At 50.6% G+C, this 2,446-nt stretch carries 2 protein-coding genes and 1 pseudogene; 2 read left to right on the top strand and 1 reads right to left on the bottom strand.

Annotated elements, in window-relative coordinates:
* Positions 1-346: single-stranded DNA-binding protein (locus MC7420_RS27075; RefSeq protein WP_006104559.1), on the top strand; the 346-nt coding region annotated here is incomplete at its 5' end.
* Between the two features lie 3 nt (positions 347-349).
* On the opposite strand, the gene MC7420_RS27080 is transcribed toward MC7420_RS27075, so the two are convergent.
* Positions 350-1,081, bottom strand: coding sequence for an SIMPL domain-containing protein (locus MC7420_RS27080; protein ID WP_006104566.1), 732 nt, complete (start codon positions 1,079-1,081; stop codon positions 350-352).
* Between the two features lie 177 nt (positions 1,082-1,258).
* Between MC7420_RS27080 and MC7420_RS27085 the strand changes: the two are divergent.
* Positions 1,259-2,446, top strand: a pseudogene (locus MC7420_RS27085) (cation:proton antiporter); the annotation flags it as partial.

Raw genomic sequence — 2,446 nt, forward strand, 5'->3', positions numbered from 1 at the left:
TTATTTAGTTGGTCGGGTGGGCGCAGACCCCGATGTCCGGTATTTCGAGTCGGGCAGTGTTTTGTGTAAGTTAACACTGGCGGTGGATCGTCGCAGCCGCAACAGTGAGAAGCCTGACTGGTTCAATCTAGAGATTTGGGGGAAGACAGCAGAAGTGGCGGCAAACTACGTGCGGAAGGGAAGTTTGATTGGGATTCAAGGAGCACTGAAGATTGATCCGTTAACAACGCGGGATGGTCACAACTACCACAAGCCCGTTATCAGGGTGGATCGAATGGATTTATTAGGATCTAAACGCGATAATGATCCCAGCACCGTTGATCGCTACGGCGAGACAGAGTTCTAAAGGTTAGTAGCTAATTTGCAGGGTGACAGATGCCTGTACCTCTTGCTCACCACCAATAACTGGTGTCGGAGCATTTTGGGCAAAGGACTCCGCCCTGCTCATCAGCGGCATGGGTGGAGACGGTGGTGTGGCACCATTAATTTGAATGGTAACGATATCTTGACGGGTGAGGTTCAAGGCATTTAACACCGCATCGGCTTGTTCTTGGGCATCTTGAGTGGCTTCTCGTAGCGCTTGTTTTTGAGCCGTGGCGATCGCACTTTCTGGGGCGGTAAAGCTAATCGAGTCGATGCGAGTCGCACCAGCAGCCACGGCATCATCCAAAAGGGTTCCCGCCTGTTCTGTGGGAATGCGGAAACTGACCGTGTTACTGGCAGAATACCCGATCAGGCGCTGCTGATTGTCCTCGTAGCTATAGACAGGGTTGAGTTGGATACTGGTGGTTTGGAGTTGTTGGACATTACGCGATCGCAGCAACTCCACTACCGCCGCTGACTGACGTGCCACCTCTTGTTGCACCTGTTGCGCTGTTTTTCCTTGTACCTCAACCCCTAACTGGACTCGCGTCAAGGTTGTGGGAATTCGTTCTACGCCTTGTCCGGTTACCGTTAGCGTTCGTAGCATTCGCTCCTGCGCGATCGCCGGATTTATGCATCCGAGCATCACTAAACCCAAAACCCCAGCCATCACCTGTAACTTTTTTTGGCTCAGGAAACGGGAACATAGATCTGTCATTTTATAAATTCTCCAAACACCGATAGATTAAGCCTTAACTTTGACACCATAGAGCATTATCATTTCTGGGGTTACAGTTTTTGCAACTCAGTAGTTTAATCTGTAGCCAAGCTCCCAGACGCGCCATGGCACGTCTCTACAAGCTCCCTGTTCCCTGTTCCCTGTAGAATAGAACCCATGCTTTTTTCTCAACCTATAGCTGATGCAACTACCTGGGTGAGTTCCCTAACTCCCCCCTTAGGTTTAAGATGGCTATCGGCACATCAATCGCTGATCGCCGCAGCCAGTGAAGCCACCACCAGCGAAGCCGAAAAGAGTTCATTAATCTTCGCTGGCGTATTGCTGAGTTTAGTCGTCATTTACTTCGCTAGCAAATTAGGTGGCGAACTTTGTGCGCGGATTAACTTGCCACCTGTACTGGGGGAACTCGTTGGTGGGGTAGTTGTGGGAGTCTCAGCGCTGCATCTGTTGGTCTTTCCCGAAGCGGGATCAGATGCCGCTAGCTCCATGATTGTCAGCTTCCTGGAACGTACAGGGGGCTTAAATCCAATGGCGGCTGAGTCGGTGTTTGACACTCAGAGTGAGGTGATCTCCGTTTTAGCCGAACTGGGGGTGGTGATTCTTCTATTTGAAATTGGACTGGAATCGGATTTGCAAGAACTGATCCGAGTTGGTCCACAAGCGGCTGTTGTCGCCATTGTGGGGGTGATTGTTCCCTTTGCCGCCGGAACCGCTGGGTTAACCTATTTATTCGATGTTCCGCCTGTTCCAGCCATTTTTGCGGGGGCGGCGCTCACCGCTACCAGTATTGGGATTACCGCCAAAGTTTTAGCCGAAATTGGCAGTCTCAGTTCTAAAGAAGGTCAAATTATCATTGGTGCAGCGGTATTAGACGACGTGTTAGGCATCATCGTGCTAGCGGTGGTGGCGAGTTTAGCCAAAACCGGGGAAATCGCGATCGCGAATGTTATTTATCTAATCATCAGTGCGGGTGTCTTTTTAGTCGGTTCCATTTTAGTGGGGCGCTTTCTCGGTCCCTACTTTGTCGCCTTGGTGGATGAAATGAAGACAAGGGGTCAGCTTTTACTCACCGCCCTGATTTTTGCCGCGATTCTGTCTTACATTGCCGCCGCGATTCAACTTGAAGCTATTTTAGGCGCATTTGCCGCTGGTTTAATCCTGGCAGAAACCGATAAACGCCGGGAATTAGAGGAACAGGTGTTACCTGTGGCAGATGTCCTCACCCCGATTTTCTTTGTGGTGGTGGGTGCCAAAACCGATTTAAGTGTCCTTAATCCAGCGGTTCCCAGCAATCGGGAAAGGGTTGATTTTGGCACTGTTCCTGATCGTGGTGGCGATTATCGG

Origin of the sequence: Coleofasciculus chthonoplastes PCC 7420 (genome assembly GCF_000155555.1) — a bacterium.
Lineage (GTDB): Bacteria > Cyanobacteriota > Cyanobacteriia > Cyanobacteriales > Coleofasciculaceae > Coleofasciculus > Coleofasciculus chthonoplastes_A.

Coding starts and splice junctions, on each gene's coding strand:
- MC7420_RS27080 (WP_006104566.1), bottom strand. CDS start 1,081: ATGACAGATCTATGTTCCCGTTTCCTGAGCCAAAAAAAGTTACAGGTG.